14 protein-coding genes are annotated in these 16,814 nt (G+C 72.4%); 2 read left to right on the forward strand and 12 right to left on the reverse strand.

The window, feature by feature from the left end; all coding sequences use genetic code 11:
- Positions 1-7 precede the first annotated feature (7 nt).
- From qhpG to A6A25_RS25865, 5 genes are read right to left on the reverse strand one after another with little or no spacing between them, the layout of a single operon-like run.
- Positions 8-1,345 (reverse strand): flavin-dependent monooxygenase QhpG, encoded by a 1,338-nt coding sequence (gene qhpG, locus A6A25_RS25845; protein WP_073894199.1) that lies wholly within the window; start codon positions 1,343-1,345, stop codon positions 8-10.
- Positions 1,342-2,667: a radical SAM/SPASM domain-containing protein gene (locus A6A25_RS25850; RefSeq protein WP_083668671.1), complete on the reverse strand. Its 1,326-nt coding sequence runs from the start codon at positions 2,665-2,667 to the stop codon at positions 1,342-1,344. The genes qhpG and A6A25_RS25850 overlap by 4 nt, the downstream gene beginning before the upstream one ends.
- Positions 2,664-3,542 (reverse strand): hypothetical protein, encoded by an 879-nt coding sequence (locus A6A25_RS25855; protein ID WP_073894202.1) that lies wholly within the window; start codon positions 3,540-3,542, stop codon positions 2,664-2,666. Before A6A25_RS25855 ends, A6A25_RS25850 begins: the two co-directional genes overlap by 4 nt.
- Complete coding sequence (locus A6A25_RS25860; RefSeq protein WP_073894313.1) at positions 3,539-4,927, reverse strand: hypothetical protein; 1,389 nt, start codon at positions 4,925-4,927, stop codon at positions 3,539-3,541. The genes A6A25_RS25855 and A6A25_RS25860 overlap by 4 nt, the downstream gene beginning before the upstream one ends.
- The gene (locus A6A25_RS25865; RefSeq protein ID WP_158073820.1) at positions 4,924-6,375 is read right to left on the reverse strand and encodes a ferritin-like domain-containing protein; all 1,452 of its coding nucleotides are present in this window, start codon (positions 6,373-6,375) and stop codon (positions 4,924-4,926) included. The genes A6A25_RS25860 and A6A25_RS25865 overlap by 4 nt, the downstream gene beginning before the upstream one ends.
- Before the next feature lie 864 nt (positions 6,376-7,239).
- On the opposite strand from A6A25_RS25865, the gene A6A25_RS25870 reads away from it, so the two are divergent.
- Positions 7,240-9,552 (forward strand): CHAT domain-containing protein, encoded by a 2,313-nt coding sequence (locus tag A6A25_RS25870; RefSeq protein ID WP_073894207.1) that lies wholly within the window; start codon positions 7,240-7,242, stop codon positions 9,550-9,552.
- Positions 9,553-9,555: 3 nt separating this feature from the next.
- Positions 9,556-10,026 (forward strand): hypothetical protein, encoded by a 471-nt coding sequence (locus tag A6A25_RS25875; RefSeq protein ID WP_143193411.1) that lies wholly within the window; start codon positions 9,556-9,558, stop codon positions 10,024-10,026.
- A 34-nt stretch (positions 10,027-10,060) separates the two neighbouring features.
- Here the strand turns inward: A6A25_RS25875 and A6A25_RS25880 are convergent, their stop codons facing one another.
- The 7 genes from A6A25_RS25880 to A6A25_RS25910 all read right to left on the reverse strand — a co-directional run bounded on the left by A6A25_RS25880 (position 10,061) and on the right by A6A25_RS25910 (position 16,739).
- Positions 10,061-10,354: a hypothetical protein gene (locus A6A25_RS25880; protein ID WP_158073823.1), complete on the reverse strand. Its 294-nt coding sequence runs from the start codon at positions 10,352-10,354 to the stop codon at positions 10,061-10,063.
- Positions 10,355-10,358: 4 nt separating this feature from the next.
- Positions 10,359-10,562 (reverse strand): hypothetical protein, encoded by a 204-nt coding sequence (locus tag A6A25_RS25885; RefSeq protein WP_073894212.1) that lies wholly within the window; start codon positions 10,560-10,562, stop codon positions 10,359-10,361.
- The gene (gene msrA / locus A6A25_RS25890) at positions 10,559-11,062 is read right to left on the reverse strand and encodes a peptide-methionine (S)-S-oxide reductase MsrA (RefSeq protein ID WP_073894214.1); all 504 of its coding nucleotides are present in this window, start codon (positions 11,060-11,062) and stop codon (positions 10,559-10,561) included. Before msrA ends, A6A25_RS25885 begins: the two co-directional genes overlap by 4 nt.
- Positions 11,063-11,210: 148 nt before the next feature.
- Positions 11,211-12,836 carry a glucuronyl esterase domain-containing protein gene (locus A6A25_RS25895; protein WP_073894216.1) on the reverse strand — a complete coding sequence of 542 codons (1,626 nt, stop codon included), beginning with the start codon at positions 12,834-12,836 and terminating at the stop codon, positions 11,211-11,213.
- Positions 12,837-13,018: 182 nt separating this feature from the next.
- The gene (locus tag A6A25_RS25900; protein ID WP_073894218.1) at positions 13,019-15,166 is read right to left on the reverse strand and encodes a hypothetical protein; all 2,148 of its coding nucleotides are present in this window, start codon (positions 15,164-15,166) and stop codon (positions 13,019-13,021) included.
- Entirely contained in the window at positions 15,129-15,902 is a 774-nt protein-coding gene (locus A6A25_RS25905; protein WP_073894220.1) for a hypothetical protein, read from the reverse strand. Before A6A25_RS25905 ends, A6A25_RS25900 begins: the two co-directional genes overlap by 38 nt.
- A gap of 3 nt (positions 15,903-15,905) precedes the next feature.
- Positions 15,906-16,739, reverse strand: coding sequence for a vWA domain-containing protein (locus tag A6A25_RS25910; RefSeq protein ID WP_073894222.1), 834 nt, complete (start codon positions 16,737-16,739; stop codon positions 15,906-15,908).
- Positions 16,740-16,814: the final 75 nt, after the last annotated feature.

Raw genomic sequence — 16,814 nt, forward strand, 5'->3', positions numbered from 1 at the left:
CGCGGGTTCAGGCGGTGACCAGCAGGCCCTGTTCGAACAGCCACCTCGCCGTCGCCTCGGCCTGGTGCGCCGGCAGGTGCGCGGACCAGGCGCGGAGCAGGTCGGCGAGCGAGGCGGTGTGGTCCAGGCAGTCGAGCAGCGGCGCGAGTTCGGTGGCGCCGACGTGCGCGATCGGGGTGGCCAGGGTCGGGTGGGTGAGGGCGCGGCGCACCGTGACGACGTCACCCACCGGGCACGGGGTCGGCACGACGGCGGCGTCGGCGGACAGCCGCACGGGCCGGTGCAGGTCGTCGGTGGTCAGTGGTCGGGGCGGCCGGGTGTCGGGCGGTCGTGCGGCCCGGCGGCGCCAGAACGGCTGGTCGCGGTGAGGCCGGTGGCGGTCGTAGTGCGCGGCGGTCCAGGTGGTGTGCCGGGCCGTGGTCCGGTCCCGGCTGTCGCGGAAGAAGGCGAGGGCGGCGGCCCGGTCGCCGTCCGTGAGGACGGTGTGGACGGTGACCGCGGCGGCCATGGCGCTGTGCAGCGCGCTGTCCACGCCGGACGACGTCAGCGGGTCGAGTGTGAACGCCGCCTCGCCCACCTTGACGCAGTCGTCGGTCGCGGGGGAGTCGGCGCGGTAGCTGGTGGCGTCGCAGACGGCCACGTCGAGCGTGGACGGTCGGTCGGTGAACAGGCCCGTCGAGTCGAGCAGGTGGTGCAGGAGGCGGTGCGGGTCGGCGCGGTGAAGGTGTTCGGGGTCGAGGAACGCCATGGCGCGGAACCCGCCCCCGGGCAGGGACGCGCCCCAGCACCAGGTCCGCGGTCCGGTGCCGATCCTGGTGGGACCGGTGCCCGGCCAGACGGCGTGGAGGGCGAGGGTCCGGGGACCGGCGGCGGTGGTCGTGCCGCCCGAGACGCGGCGCCGTCCGCTCGCGTCGACCAGGAACCGCGCGTGCAGCGTGTCGTGGCGCAACGGGATCTCCCAGCCGGACGCGACACGGCGAGGACGCCCGGCACGCGCCGGTTGCCGGACCTCGACACCGGCGGCCCGTGCGGCGGCCAACAGGGCGTGGTCGAACCGGCCCCGGTCGACGGTGACGGCACGCGGGTCGGGCGGGACCAGGTGGGTCGTGGTGTCCTCCCAGCGCACCAGGGTGCCCTGGGATGGCAGGGCACCGTCCAGAGCGTGCCCGAGGTCGAGGACGTCCAGCAGCGGCCGGACACCGGGAGACAGCGCCTCGCCCACGTGCGGACGGGGGAACGGGCGCCGCTCCACCAGCACGACGCGGTGGCCGAGGCGGGCCAGGCGCAGGGCGCACAGCGAGCCCGCCGGACCACCGCCGATCACGCCGACGTCGACAGCGGTCATCCGGTGAAGTAATCCGGACGTGCCGCGAGCACGCGGCTGTAGACCGACAGGCAGTGGTGCAACCAGCCGCGGATGTAGTCGCACGCGGGCCTGCCGCGCCGGATCACCTCGTGGTGGCAGCCGCCGCCGCACAGGTACCTGGCCCAGCAGCCGTTGCACGGCTCCTGTCGGTGCACGTGCCGGTCGGTGAGCCAGCGGGCGCGCTTGACGTCGTCCACGCCGCCGGTCAGGTCGCCCATGGCGCCGTCTTCGTCGCCGACGAACCGGTGGCACGCCGCCAGGTCGCCGTCGGCCGACACGCCCAGGTAGCCCGCGCCCGCGCCGCACGGGTAGGGCCGGTGCGTGCCGCGGTGGATCTCGCGCAGGGCGGTGACCAGGTTGGTGAACGGGTAGCGCCGCCCGGCCAGGACCCGGCGGACGAACTCCTCGCCGCACTCGGTCATCTGGTCCAACATCACCTGGAGGTCCGCCGACGCCATCTCGCCCTGCCCGGTGGGCGAGCTGAGCATGGGTGAGAAGCCGACGCCGTGGAAACCGGCGGCGGTGAACTCGTCCAGCGTGCGCGGCAGGTCGAGGTTGAGCGGGGTGACCGTGACGCGGGCCGAGACCTGCATCCGCCGCTGCATCGCCAACAGGGGCGCGACCCGGTCCATCACCCTTCGGTAGCTGCCCCGGCCGTCGCGGTGGGGTCGCAGCAGGTCGTGGCGTGCGCCGATGCCGTCGAGGCTGACCGTGACCGCGAAGCCGTGCGCCTCGAAGAACTCGCCGTCCTCGGGGGTGAGCAGGGTGCCGTTGGTGGTGATGGAGAACGTGACCGGGATGCCGGTCCGCTCGGACACGGTGACGGCGTACTCGGTCGCCGAACGCACGACCGGTCGGTTGATCATCGGCTCGCCGCCGAGGAACGCGAGGTTGACCCGTTCGCCGGGGGCGGCGTCGCGGAACAGCGTGTCGACGGCGGCGAACGCGGTCGCTTCCGGCATGTTCTTGGCCGGTCCGCCGAAGTCGCCTTGCTGGGCGTAGCAGTACGTGCAGCCGAGGTTGCACTTCTGGGCGACGGCCAGCGACAGCGCACGCACCGGCGGCGGGTCGGGCGCCAGGTCGTCGACCTGCCGCGGCGCGTCCAGCCCGACGTCGGCCAGGAGCGCGTCCAGCACCCGCGGGTCGGGGTCGCGGCGGGCGGCGTCGACCCGGTCGAAGAGGGCTTGGGCGACACCGAACAGGCGGCTGCCGTTGGCGAGCAGCACGCGCGGCCCGGCGTCGGTGTGCAGGAGGTGGACGTCGGGGTGGACGGGGGCGGACGCCTCGAACAGGGTGCTCACCGGCCGTCGTCCTTCGACTCGGTCTCCGCGTCGCGGTACTCGGGCGCGTCGTTTCCGCCCACGATGAACCGCAGCCTGCCCTGCCAGTCCTGGAACAGGTCGTCGTAGCTGACCAACCGCGAGTCGAACCGGTTGTCCAGCACGTACTCGCGCGGCTCGCGGTGGATGGCGAACCAGTGGTTGCCGGTGGTGGTGCCCGCGGCGGTGTCCTCGACGTTGACGTAGTCCGGTCGGCTGGCGGCCCAGTAGTAGCAGGCGCACTCGCGGTAGTCGTTCTGCCAGGGCGAGCACAGGCCGCGGGTCAGGTCGCCCGGCCCGGCCAGCTCCTCGGCGATCACCGGCAGGTACCCGCTGGTCGCCGCGCTGCCCGCGAACAGCGGCCTGACCTCCAGGTCCACCACCTGGAACCGCGGGTCGGGCAGCGTCGCGGGCTTGCCGACCGGGTTCGGCGCCGGGTCGACGGTGAACAGGCACGGCACGGTCTGGCCCACGTGGTCGGCCAGCACGTCGGCCAGGGAGTTCGACCACTCCAGCATCATCACGCCGTCGGGGTTGCTCGCCGAGGTCAGCGGGGCGGACCCGGCGCCGGGGCGGATCGGGCCGACCACGGTGCCGATGACGTCGTGGTCGCCGACGCTGAGCAGCCGACGGCCGACGAGGTTCTCGTGAGCCGGGTCGGCGTCCACGACGTAGTTGTCGGACTCGTGCAGCTCGATGCCGACCAGCAACCTGCGCCAGATGTTGCGGATGTCGAACTCGAGGCCGGGGTAGGCGTTGGAGATCGCCGACTCGGGCAACGTGCTGGGCGGGTTGCCGGCGGCGTTGTAGTGCAGCTGCGCGGTGAGGTTCATCGGGTCGATGCTGTCGTCGCTCATCGCTGCTCTCCGGACTCGTCGTCCTGCCGGAAGATCTCCTGCCTGGCGGCCAGGCGCACGAGGTCCACCTGGCGGCGGGTCAAGGCCAGGTACCGCCCGTCCGCGCCGCGCATCAGCGCCGGCATCTTGCGCCTGCCCTTGGCGGTGAGGTCGCCCACCTCGTCGTAGTCGCGCAGCACGTCGGCGAACCACGGCGCGGTGCCGCTGCGCAGGGCGGCGAGCACGTTCTGGTGCAGGGCCAGGACCGCGGCCGAGTCCACCAGGGACGGCGCCATGATCGGCTCGTAGAGCCGGCCGGTGTCGGCCGTGTCCTGCCGGACCATCGTGCTGGCCGCGTCGATCCGCCCGTCCACCGTGTTGCCGTTCATCACCTCGGTGTTCATCAGCCGCACCGACTCCGTGGCGCGGCGCAGCACCTCCTCGGCCACGTCACGGGCGTGCTCCAGGGTGTCCTGGTGGCTCACCAGGGGCCCGAGCAGCGCCTGGTCGAGTTCGTCGGCGATCGTGCGGATCGGGATGGAGTCCGGCGCGTAGGCGGGCGGACCGGCGCCGATGCGGCCGAACGCGGTCAGCACGTGGCCGTCCACTTCGAGCTTGACGCGCACCAGGCCGTCGCACTCGTCGTCCAGGTAACCCCGGCTGACCCAGGTGTCGTTCGGGCCGTCGTCACCGGCGTAGATGTTGGCCGGGATGGTGAGCCGGGGGTCGCCCGCCCGGTCCGCGTGTCCGCGCCACGTGCCCTTCGCGGCGTCGTAGAGGAAGTCGACCACGTTCGGGTCGTCCTCGATGTCGTCCGTGGGGCGCTTGGAGCCGTAGACGTACCCGGCGGCGGGCGTGAAGCGCAACCGGATGCCGGGGAACTCCGGCGTCGGCTTGAGGTAGCGGGCGTGGCCCAGCGGCAGGAACCGGTCGTCCAGGAAGTTGGGGCACAGGCCCGTCAACGCGTGCGGGGCGTGGTCGCTGAACCAGTCGGTGTCGGCGTCGATCTTGTCGTTCTCGTCGTAGGTGCGGCGCTGGATCTTGTGGTTGCCGACCTCGACGCGCCACTGCACGGCGTCGGGCGTCAGGTCGTTGGCCGACAGCAGGTCGAGGGTGAGGGGTTGGAGCACGTCGTCGGACGTGAGCGCCCAGACCTCCAGGAACGGCGCGACGGGCTTGACCTTGCCGTTGCCGTCGGTGAACCGCAGCTCGTCCGGGGTGTCGGCGCCGGTGATCGCGCCGGAGTCGGGATCGACCAGGAACGTCGGCGCCGGGCGCAGCTGTCGTGGCGCCAGCGGCTGCTCCGGGTCGACCTCGCAGGTGTAGTTGTCCATCGGCTCGGTGGCCGCGCCGAGCCGGCCGATGGCCAGTGGGGGCAGGACGCGCAGCTCCTTGATGGTCGTCATCGCGGGCACCCCTTGCGGCTGAGGATGTGCTCGATCTGGTCCAGTGCCCGCCGGTCGGACTCGCGCAGCGCGATCAGGTAGGGGTCCTCGGCGTAGGACGAGTCGGCTTCGTACAGCTGCTCGATGAGCAGCTGGGACGCCTGCACGAGGTCGCGTTGCAGCAGCCAGCAGTCGTGGTCGTGGTGGGGCAGTTCGAGGCTGTACGGCATCTCGAACGGCGGCCCGGCCAGCCGCCCGTCCGGCACGTCCCGCTCCAGCGGCAGCTCCACCAGCCGCCCGGCCACGGCGCGCAGGTTGTACATCTCGGCGAACGCCCGGTGCACCAGCGCGCCGCGCCCGGTGAGCACGCCGCCGTTGTCCATGGGGCCTGCCAGCCGGAACGCGTGCGCGATGTCGGTCAGCAGCGTGCGGTAGCGGAGGTTGAACAGGTGGGCCCACAGCGCCGTGACCGGGTCGGTGATCGGACTGGTCGTCACCTCGACGGAGGCGAACCCGACCGACGTCGACTCGTTGAGCCGGTGCGCCGTCACCGGGTTCTGCGCGATCGGGCGCGCCACCAGCGCCTGCTGGTCGGGTGGCAGCTTGGTCAGGGCCCGGTAGATGCCGAGGAACCGGTTGAAGTGGGACGTCTCGTCCTGCTCGTCCAGTTCCGGCGCCTCGCCCTGCTCGCCGATCTCGTGCAGGGCCTTGCGCGCCGAATCGCGCGAGAACACGCCGAACACCAGCAGTTCAGGCGACTTCACGTCCGGCACGTTCCCGGCTTCCTGCCCGCGTTCGCCACGCGTGTAGCCGCGGCCCCACTCGTCCCAGGACGCCTGGTACGGCAGCGTGTCCTCGTGGAACGCCTCGTCCGGGAGGAAGTCGCGGTTCTTCAGGATGGCGTCGATGCGGCCGTAGAGCGCACCCACCCGGTTGACGTACTGCCCGGCGGTGTCGGCGGCCACCTCCTTGATCGCGTCGGCTTCGGGTCCGGACCACGTCTCGGGGCTCTCCGCGACCACGTACGTGGCCAGGGACTGGGCGCTCAGCGGCCGCAGGTTGAACGCGAACGGGTAGAAGTCCGAGCCCCACGGGTAGTCCTCGCGGTCGAGGTTCATCGGGCCGCCCAGCGCGGTCAGCAGGTTCTGCACGGTGACGAGGTGGCCCATCTCCTCCTTCGCGATGCCGAGGACGACCTCCTGCCAGCCGCGCACGTCCTCCCTCAGCTCGTCGGGCACCTGCGGTCCGCCCATCGAGTAGGCGGCGAACAGGTACTGGACCATCAGCGAGTGCTCGATCTCGGCCGCGACGTGCAGCAGCATGATCGTGTAGTCGCGCCAGTTGAACTCCGGCGGCAGGACCGGGCGCTGCTCCTCCGCACCGAGCGACCCGGCCACCGAGAGGACCGACATGACCGGCGTGTGGTCCTCGAACAGCTCCGGCACCACCGAAGCCAGATGCCTGTGCACCCTCGACCGCATGGCCTACCCCCGTTCCCGCCCGATGTGGCGCACGGGCGAGCGTGCCGGCATCGGGCGCGGCCAGGTCCTGATCTTCGGCAACGCCAGTCGGCCCGGTGAAAGCACTCATCCGGCAGGGTCGTCCGTGCTGACGGACAGTCGCCGGTGACGCCGTCCGCCGCCACGGTCGGGCGAGCACCGTGACCGGTCGGTGGTGTCCGCCGTCCGACGACACCTCGCCCCGTCCGCAGCCACGGCTTGTGATCCGGGTGTGCCCACGACCCGGGACGAGTCCGATCACTCCTCGGTACGCGATTGGCTACGGTAGGTCATGGAGGTGGGTCATGGGGCGGTCGGAATTGGGCTGGGGTCCGCTGTGCGACGCCCACCTCGTGGACCCGGCGCGGGTGGCTGTGCTGGAGGACTTCCAGGCCGCCCCTCCTCGGCGCCGACAGGAACTGCTGACCCGGTTGGGCAAGTCGGCCGCCGGTGGTGATCCGTCCGCCGTCCGCGTGTTCGCGGTGGCCCTGGAACTGCTGGGGGAGCAGCGCAAGGCCATGGCGGTGTTGCGCGGGCTGGTGGCGCAGCGGCCGGGGGAGGTCGCTGCTCGCGTAGACCTGGCGCGGGCAGAGTTGGGGGTGGGGAACACGGCGGAGTGCGCGGACCAGTTGCGCGTCGCGGTGCGGCACGCCTCCGGCGGTCTGCTCGACGTGGCGCGCACGCGGTTGGCCGAGTTCGAGCGGTGGTCCGCGCGTCGCGACGACCGGTTCGCCTTCCACCGCTTGCGAGCCGAGGCGCTGCGCGAGCGGTTCGAGCTCCGAGAGGGCACGACCGAAGAGTGCGTCGTGGCGGGACCCCGCGATCTCCGAGCTGTTGTCGCTGCGCGGCCTGCTGCACGAGGACAACGGGCGCTACGAGTACGGCGCGGCCGACCACCAGTCGGCCGGCGCCGAGGCGGCCCGGCAGGGCGATCAGCACCGCGAGTTCGTGAGCTGGACCAACTACGCCGCGTCGCTGGCCAAGGCGGGCCGACCGCACGCCGCATTGCGGGTCTTCCGGCAGATACACCAGCGGGTGCGCGACCAGGACGACCAGGGCCACCTCTCGGCGGCGCTGAACAACCTGGGGCAGGCGTGCCTGGAGGTGGGCGAACTCCAAGAGGCGGCGCGCCGCTACGCCGAAGCACTGGAACTGCAGGGGCGGGCGATGACCACCAGCGCCATGACCAGCCTGTTCGGGCTGGGTGACGTGGCGAGAGAGCGGGCTGGTGGCGGTTCGGTGTTCTACCGGATGGCGTTCGCCACCGGGATGGCCGCGGGCGACCAGGTCTCCGCGGTCGCGGTGTACGCGACGCGTGTGGTCGGCGAGCAAGCCTCCCCGGAGGACGAGCGGCTGTTGCGCGACATGCTCGCCGCGCCGGGCGCCGCACAGCGGTGGGTGGTTCGGTTGCAGGTTTCCCTGGCGCTGGCCGCGTACCTCGAGCGGCACGGCGATCCGGCCGAGGCCGTGGAGTTGTTGCGGGGCGTGGTGGCCGAGGCGGACCGGCGCGGCGCGTTCATCGACGGCGTGCGAGCCAGGGTCCGGCTCGCGCGGTTGCTACCGCGGGACGAGGCGCTGCTCGTGCTGCGCACCGCGCGGGCGTCGTTGCTGAACCACCTGACCCGTTCGCCCGACCAGCGCCGCAGCGGTGAGATCGCCGCCGAGTTCATCGACGTCCACGAGCAGCTGATCGACCTGCTCGTGGGCCACGCCGCGCCCAGCCGGGAGGACGTTGCGGAGGCGTTCGACTTGCACGAGGAGGCGAGGGCGCGCTCATTCCTCGCCGGCCTGGCCGACCTGCCCGGCCTCGCGCCCGCGTCGGTGCCCGCCGACCTGGCCCGACGGGAGGCCGAACTGCTGGCCGAACGCCGGGACCTGCGGCGGGACCTCCCGGCGCTCCAAGGCGGGGCGCTGCGGACCCGGCTGGCCCGGCTCGACGCCGTCGCGGAGCAGTTGGCGGCCGTGCACCGGGCGATGACGCCGTTCGCGCCCGAGCACGCGCGGATGAGGCAGTCCCTGCCGGTGACGTTGGCCGAGGTGCGCGAGCTGCTGGCCCGGCACGCCCCGGAGGGCGGCGTCACGGTGGTGTCGTACTTCTGCGGTCGGAAGACCACGACGTGCTTCACGCTGTCCTCCGCCGACGGCGAGCCGCGGGTGCACCGGGCGCCGGTCGGTGAGGCCGAGTTCACCGCGGTGGTCGAGGGCCTGGCACGCACGTTCAACGGCGCCCCGCGCGCCTTCCCGCCGCTGGGACCCATCCACCCTCGCCGGCCACACCGGCGGTCACTGCGCGACCTGGACGCCCTCGGCCCGCGACTGCTGCCGGCGGACCTGGGTGGCACGCCGCTGCTGTGCGTCGTCCCGCACGGTCCGCTGCACCTGCTGCCGGTGCACGCGCTGCCCGACGCGACGGGTGTGCGGCTGGTCGAACGCAGCGCGGTCGTCCACGCGCCCAGTCTCAGCCTGCTCGCCCACGCGCTGTCGAGGCCGCCCCATCGCCCGCGACGGGCCCTGGTCGCGGCCGTGGCGGCTCGCGAGGACACGCGCCCCGAGGTGTTCGAAGACGACGCCCGGATCCTGCGCGAGGCGGGCTGGGCGGTCACCGACCTCAGCGGTGCCGCGGCCACCAAACCCGCGGTGCTGGCGGAACTGGCCCGGCACGACCTGGTCCACCTCACCTGCCACGGGTACCTCCACCCGCACGACCACCTGGAGTCCGGTCTCGTGCTCGCCGACGACGGTGACCGGCCGTCCAAGTTCACCGATGACCTGGGACTGCGCCAACGTCGTCGCGCCGTGCTGCGCGCCGCGGACGTGGCCCAGCACCGCGAGCCGGTGCGGCTGGTGACCCTGCGCGCGTGCGCGAGCGGGCGGTTGGCTCCCGAGCACGCGGGCGACGAGTTCAGCGGTCTGAGCCGGGCCCTGCTCGGTGCCGGCGCCGCGGCTACGCTCACCGCCCTGTGGAACGTCGACCAGCACAGCTCCGGCGAACTGCTGCGCGAGACCTACCGCGGGTGGCAGTCGGGCCTGCCGCTGTGGCGGGCGCTGTGGCTGGCGCAGCGGGCGTTCCTGACCGACGAAACCCGCCCGTGGCTGGCGCACCCGTACCACTGGGCGCCGCTGGTGCTGACCGGAGACTGGAGGTAGTAGTTGACCACGATGGACGACCGCTCGGTGCTGCTGTCGCTGCAGGAGGTCACCGAGGCGATCAACGCCGACCGCGTGGTGGCCGACGAGCAGGAAGCGGCCGAACTCCTCGGCGCGTTGTTCTCCTCCGCCGGAGGGCCCGGCGGACCGGTGGCGCCGGCCGACCCGGTCGCCGCGGGGCGACGGCTGCTCGACCACGTGCTGCGCGACGAAGACACCGCCGGCATCGCCCGCGAGGTGCTCGCCGATCCACCGACCGACGACCAGATGAGCGTCGAGGTCGCCGCGTCGACCGCGGTCGTGCTGGGTGCGCTGGTCGGCTGGCTGCAGACCAAAGTGGACATCAAGGTGTCCCGGAAGGACGGCAAGACCGAGTTCTCCTTCCACGTGGTCAAGAACGCGGCCTCGCCGGGGCTGCTCAAGCGGCTGGCGGACGTGGTGGCGGGGATCATCGGGGGTCCGCCGCAGCCGTGACCGGAATGTCGCACTCGTGGGGGCACGGCTCCCCTCAAACGGGTCGGTGGCCGGGCAGTGCGGCGGTGACGAGGAGTTCGAAGGTGGGGCGCGGGTCGGTCGGGTCGTGGCGGGCGATGCGGTGCAGGACGTGGCCTTCGAAGCAGGCCGCGAGCGCGGTGGCGGCACCTTGCGGGTCGCGGGCGCCGAGCCGGGCGAGCGCGACGACGCCGACCGCCTCCATGGCCGCGCGCCCACGGGACAGGGCCTCCTGTAGTTCGGGCGTGTGGGCCGCCTCCAGGAAGAGGGTCAGGCGGGCGGCGGTCGCGGTTCGGCCGGGGCCGGTCAGGTGGTCAGCGCGGCGCGACCGAGGCGGAGCGGGCGGCCGTGAGGTGCGCGGGCCGGTGGTCGCCGCGGTCGCCGACCAGGCCCCGGCCCGCCCGGACCACGACGTGGTCGCGCCAGGCGGGCTCGGGCCGTGGTCCGTCGCCGGGCCGTCCCTCGTGGGCGTGCACCGGTGACCCGTGCGGCGCCCCGATCTCGACGGCCGTGCTCACCGCTCGCCGAGCTGCCAGTCCGGTCGCACCCAGTGGCAGGTGTACCCGTTCGGGTAACGCTCCAGGTAGTCCTGGTGCTCCGGCTCGGCCTCCCAGAAGTCGCCGAGCTGGGCGACCTCGGTGACGACCTTGCCCGGCCACTTGCCGGACGCGTCCACGTCGGCGATCGTCGCCTCCGCGACCCGCTTCTGCTCGTCGTCGGTGTAGAAGATCGCCGAGCGGTAGCTGGTGCCGATGTCGTTGCCCTGGCGGTTGCGGGTCGTCGGGTCGTGGACCTGGAAGAAGAACTCCAGGATCTGCCGGTAGCTCAGCTGCGCCGGGTCGAACACGACCTCGATCGCCTCGGCGTGGCTGCCGTGGTTGTAGTAGGTCGCGTTGGTGACGTCGCCGCCGCTGTATCCGACGCGGGTGGAGACGACGCCGGGGTGACGGCGGAACAGATCCTGCATGCCCCAGAAACACCCGCCCGCGAGGACGGCCTTCTCGGTCACGGTAGCCATGTGGTCGCTCCGCTCTCGGTCTCGATGGATGTCCACCAGGGTGAACGCTCCCACGCCCCGCTGTCATCCCGGTACCGCGGTGAGACCTGGCTCGGGCCCGGTGCGCGGGCTCGTGACCTGCGCACCGGGCTCGAAGGGCGGGGGACGACTACCTGGCGGCGCAGGTGGGCGTCATGCCGGCGCCGCTGCCGGTGGCCTGGTAGCCGAACTCGGTCGACTGGCCGGCGGCGACGTTGCCGTTGAAGCTGACGTTGGTGAAGTTCACCGCACCGGTGTTGCCGCTGCGGTTGACGTTCCACGCGTTGGTGATGGTGGCGCCGGAGGGCAGGGTCATGGCGACCGTCCAGCCGTTGAGCGGCGTGGAGCCCGCGGTGACCTTGACCGTGGCCACGAACCCGCCGGTCCACTGGTTCAGCGACACGCTCGCCGTGCAGCCACCGGGCTGCTGCGACGTCGTGGTGGTGGTGGTGGTTGTGTTGCCGGTGGTGGTGGTCGTGGTGGTGGGGCTGTCGGTCAGGGTGGGGGTGGTCCAGTCGCGCCACTGGGAGAGGTTGCCGGTGGCTTTGGTGTGCATGGTGATGGTGCCGTTGTGGCTGCCGGTTTTGGCGAGGTATTTCTGGATGGTTTGGGTGATGTGGGTGCGCCATTCGGAGCGGTTGGCGCAGTGGGTGCCGTCGGAGACGTTGGAGTGGTAGGTGATGTTGGTGCCCGCGCCCAACGCCTTGTAGACCTCGGCGCCGCCGAGTGCGGCCACGCTCGCGGAGCGGGGGCCGAGGTTGGCGATGTGGGGGTTGTCGAGGATGAGCAGGCCGCGTGGGGCGACCATGGCGACGAGTTGGTGGGTGTCGATGGGTGCGCTGTTGGGGTTGCCGGTGTAGGGGCTGAACGCGTCGCCGAACCACGGCTGTTCGCCGTAGGCGCTGGACAGCGACTGCGCGCCCTCGCCGGGGATGCCGCGGTGGATCGGGACGCCGGCGGTGCCGGACTCGATCGGCATGGTCAGGCCGACGCGCTGGTCGAACACGCCCGCGGCGAAGGCGCCCTTGCCGAAGCGGGAGCAGCCGGTGACGCCCACGTCGGCGCGCAGGATGGTGCCGCCCGAGGCTTCGATCACGTCGATGATCCGGGAGACGCCCCAGGCCCAGGCCATGAGCAGGCCGGTGCTGCTGGTGTTGCCGTAGACGCTGTAGAACGCGCCCTGCTTGTTGTTGCGGGGCGTGCCCTCACGGCCGACGGTGTAGGGGTCGAAGTTGACGACCGCGGCGCCCGCGGCCCGGATCGCGGCGGTGTCCGCGCCGAAACCGCCGTAGACGACGACCGCCGGGAACGGGCCGGTGCCGCTGGGCAGCGACACGCTCGCGGAGAAGCTGGAGCTGCGGCCGTTGTGGGAGACGTTGACCGTGATGTTGCTGCTCGACACCGTGCCCGTCACGCTGGACGGCTTGGCCGGCTTGTCGCCGTAGACGTGCCGCTCGGCCAGTTCCCGGATCTCGGCCCGGCGGCAGCGCCAGTCCGACTTCGACGTGATCCGCGCACCGTTGAGCCTGGTGAACGGATCGGGCAGGCGCGAGTTCGACGGGAACGAACCCGGCGGGCTCACCGGACAGTCGGCGCCGTCGTCCTCGACACCCGCCAACGCCACGACATCACCCACCGCGGCGCTCGCGGTCGTGGACCGCGCCACCGCCGTCAGCGTCCCGGCCAGCGCCAACACCGCGACCGCGAACATGAGCACCGCCGAACGCACTTTCAAGCGGCCTGAACTGATGATCACCAGGGCTCTCCTTTGAGTCTGGGTGGTGTGGAGACGGCAACACCGAAAGCTGTCGATACCGTTGGCCTAAAGTTTCGAGTAGTGCGTCGAAACATGTCAATGAATCCGGGCGTGCCGGTTCAGTTCGCGGTCTCACTTGGCGAATGCCGCGCGAACGGCGGCCGAAGAGCCGTGAGGTGTGCTCAGTCCTTGCCGGTGAGCAGGTGGCGCAGGTAACCGCGGTAGGTGATGGGGCGGAACGCGTTGGCCCGCGTGATGCCTTCGGCGGCGGCGCGCTGGGCGCGTTCGAGGCGCACGGCGGCTTCGGCGACCGCGCGGTCGTGGTCCACGCGGGTGTGGGCGGTGACCGTGTTGGCGGTCTTCATCTCCTCCGCCAGCGCGAGTTGTTCGGAGCGCTGGGTCGCACGGAGTTCGCGGATCGCCACCTCGGCGTCCGCCAGCACCCGCTGGTGCTCGTTGTCGAGGCGGGCCCGTTCCTCGGCGAACCGGGTTCGCAACGCCTGTTGCTCCACGGGCGTCACCGTGGTGGGCTGGCTGGTCTCGACGTCGGCGGTGAGGCGTTCCCGCCACTGGTCGATGAGCAAGGCGGACACCTCGCCGACACCGGCCGCGCTCACGCCACGCCCGTCGACCAGCACGAACACCGCCACGCGGTCGGGGCCGTCGACCTCGTAGCGGACGCCGACGAAGTCGGCCGCGGTGCGCAGGCCGACCGCCGCGAGGTTGGCGACCTGCGTCGGTCCCACCCCTTCGACGCCGGCGGTCGCGAGGCGGAACTTCGCCAGTTCCTCCCGCAGGTGCGCCTTCTGCCGCCGCACCAGCAACCGCTGCTCGTCCAGGTGCAGCCGGGCCAGCGAGCTCTGCCGCTCGCGGTCGATCCGGTCCAGCCGCTGCTTGACGGCCCGCTGGTGCGTGCGGAGGCGTTCGTCGTGCCGGTCCCGCAGCGCCCGACGGCGGAGGTCCTGCTCGGCCTTGGCCTGTGCCGCGGCCTCGGCGACCTGCCGGGTGACCTGGTCGACCCGTGCGGCTTCGGCCTCGGCGGCTTGCCTGGCGTCCACGAGCCGGTTCCGCTCGGCCCGCGCGGCACGGGCGCGTTCACGTTCGGGTTGGCGCCGGTAGCCCGCCGCGGTGAACGCCGTCCACGCCAGCACCGCCGCCACGTCGGCGACGGCCACCGCCTCCTCCAGGAAGATTGCCGCCGGCACGCCGAACGGCAGCAGCACCGCCAGCGCCCACGTCAGCGCGGCCAAGGCGGGGGAGCGGTGGCTGAACCGCACCAGGGGCGGTGGCGCGGGCATGTGCGGTTCGAGGCGTTCCGCCAACCACGACGGCAGGCCGGGGGCGGCCGGCGCCGTGTCACCGGATAGCTCCACGCGGTCGGATAGCTCCACGCCGCCGAGCGGTTCGAGCGGCGGGGGAGCGGCGCGGTGGTGGAGCAGGATCCCCGCGAAGCGCTCGGCGAGCCCGCGCACGCGTGGGTCGGGGTGACCGGTCAGGGTGGCCAGGCGGAACGAGCCCGCCGGGTCGGCGAAGTCGGACTCGGCCAGCAGCAGGTGCTCGGCGTCCTCGTCGCGCAGCTGCTGCCACAGCGAGGGATCGGTCGCCAGGGCCACCAGCGACAGGTAGACGACCCACGCCGAGAACCGGTCGACCTCCGGGCCGAAGTCGGCCGCGGTGCGGTCCGGCGACTGGTAGTTGCGGTGCCCGGTCTCGGCCGCGGGCAGCCCGGCCAGCGCCGGCACGTACACGCCGTCGTAGTCGACCAGCTTCAGCGAGCCGTCGTCGGTGACCAGGAGGTTGCCGTGCTGCAGGTCGCCGTGCCCGACCCCCGCCGCGGCGAGCCGGTCGACCAGCCGCGCGAACCGGTCGGCGAGGGCGGCCACGGCACCGGAGTCGTCCACGTGCCGGTCGAGCCAGCGCAGCAGGTTGACCGACTCCACCCACTCCATCCGCAACACCGGGTACCAGGCGCCCTCCACGAGGATGCCGTGGGCGAGGTAGTCGAAGCCGACGGCCCAGTCGTCGTCCCGATCCGCCAAGTGCTCGCCGACGGCGCGGTAGCGGGCGGCCTGCTCCGACGCCTCGCGGGTGAAGCACTTGATCGCGTAACGGGTGCCGTCGGCGACCGTCACCGAGAAGACGCTCGCGAAGTTGCCCGAGATCGCCCGCGGCCTGCCCAACGCGTCCACCCGCACGTCGGCACCGGCGAGGTCGGTGCCGCGGAAGCACAGCGCGGTGTCCTGCAATGCCTCCACGTAGGTCGCACCGGACGGGAAAGGGCGCGTGGGCTCGTCACCCGAGGTCGACAAGAACGACGGTGACGTCGTCATTGCGCATCAACCCCTCCGCCCGTGCCCGCGCCACCCACTCCGTGAATCCATCGCTGGACCGGGTGAAGTCCGCCAGGACGTCCCACGGTCGGTCACCGCGGTCCGCCGCCCGCAGGAACCACGCGGCGAGCGCGTCCGTACCGAGGAAGAACCGGTCACCGGGCTCGGCGGTGCCCGACAACGTCCGCACGTGCCGCGCGAGCAGGGCGTGGTCGCGGTCGAACGCGTTGACCAGCCCCGGCGAGTTGTGGAACGCCTCCGCCGACTCGATCGGGAACGCGTGCAGCAGCCGGCCGCCGCGGGTGTGGAACAGGCAGCTGTCACCCAAGGCGGCGACATCCCACTGGGTGACGCCAGACGGATCGGTGTCGAACCGCGCGGCGACCACGGCGGCGTGCGGGCCCCGGTCCAGCTTGGGCTGTTCGTACCAGGCGATCGGACGGCCGTCGGCCTCTCGCGTGGCCACGTAGTCGGCGAGCCACCCGCTCCACGCCTCCCCGGCACGCACCAGCGCCGAGGCGAAGCTGTCGACGTCGCGCAGCACGCAGTCGTCGTCCCGCGCGGCCTCGGTGAGCGTGCGCGCCAACAGGTCCGCCCACTCTCCGGCGAGCAGGCTCTCCGACGCGCCGTCGGCCACGGCCACGCACACCGGCCCGTCGGTCAGGACGCGGGAGGCGTCCTCGCACTCGCGCACTGTGTTGCCCTGCTTGGGCACGCGGAGGGAGAAGGTGACCACGGCTCAGCGCAGGTCCGTGGCACGTGTCCCGATGTCCAGGAACTGCACGAGCGAGGTGATGTCGGCGTTGTAGACGAACCCGCGCGCCAGGTCACCGGCCGGCACGCCCTGCTGCAACGCGTAGAACCGCATGTGCGGCGGCAGCAGGCTCGACATGCCGAACAGGGTGCGCGCGTAGGCGTCCGGGAGCGCGACGTCGGTGTCGGGGAACGTCACCGGGACGGCGTTGGTGGCGGAGACGTGCAGGTTGAACAGCAGTGCGGCGCCGTCGGCGGTGACGTGCGTCTGCACGGCCCACGCGGCGCCGGCCGGGTCACCGTCGGTGGAGTCGCCGTCGGTCAGGTTGAGCACGATCGGCGGGAAGCTGTCGGGGTGCCGGGCCACCCAGTCCGTCACCAGCGCCTCCGCCGACTCCAGCGCACGGCACATCGGCGTCGGGCCATGGGCGACCGGGTCGACCCAGACCGGGAAGCGGGTCGTCGTCTCGACCAGCCCGCCCGCGCCGTCGGGCACCTTCTTGGTCCGCTTCTCCACCCGTGCGGGCCGGTCCGCCACCTGGCTGAGCGGCACGAGGTCGCGCCCCGCGAGCGGGCCGGTGAACGCCGAGCCGACCGCGTGCCCGTAGCCGATGACGGCGACGTGGAAGTAGTCGCGGACGCCTTCCTCCTTCGCGCACTTCACGCTCAGCTCGGCGAGCAGCCGGTTGATGGCGTCGGCGACCACGTCCGCCTTGCGCTGCCGCCCGCCACCGATCGGGTCGGTCATCGACGCCGACTGGTCGACCAGGAACACGAAGCAGGACGGGTTGGCGCGGCTGATCTCGGCGGCGTAGGTCACGAAGGGTGTCCACCTCTCCCACGGGACGGTGTGTGGATCACCCGGAAGGCTAGCGCGTGCGTGACGGACCGTGGC

It is taken from the genome of Saccharothrix sp. CB00851 (assembly GCF_001905065.1).
Lineage (GTDB): Bacteria > Actinomycetota > Actinomycetes > Mycobacteriales > Pseudonocardiaceae > Actinosynnema.